General features: G+C 69.7%; 1 pseudogene. It reads left to right on the top strand.

The features are described 5' to 3' along the window. Positions 1-409: pseudogene (locus tag AC3A4Z_RS22595) on the top strand (hypothetical protein); the annotation flags it as partial.

Genomic DNA, 409 nt, shown 5'->3' with positions numbered 1-409 from the left:
ATGACGGCTGTGCCACTACAGGTGAGTCCCTCCGGCTCCTGCTGCGGATCAGCAAAAGCGAAGCCAACCGCCGCCTCGCCCTGGCAAAAGACATCCTTCCTGCCACCACCCTCACCGGCGACACCATCCCCGCACCCCGCCAGCACCTCGCCACCGCCCTCACCCCCACACCAACCAACACCAGCACGGGCACTGCCAACACCGAAGACGCCACCGGCACCGCGGCCAGCACCGGCAACGACACCCAAGCCGTTACCGGCAGCGCCGAGCCCGTGGGCGCCGGCGACGAAGACCGTGTCGAACACCCCGCAGCCGCTGCCTGCCCGGCGGTATCGTCCCGGGCCGGGACCATCATCGCCCTGACCCTGACCCGGCTCCAGCACCTCACCACACCCGCGAAACTGGCCCT

The organism is Arthrobacter sp. Soil_C_49 (genome assembly GCF_057656635.1).
The sequence above is the reverse complement of the archived record's forward strand: the minus strand, read 5'-3'. Positions and strand labels throughout refer to the sequence as shown.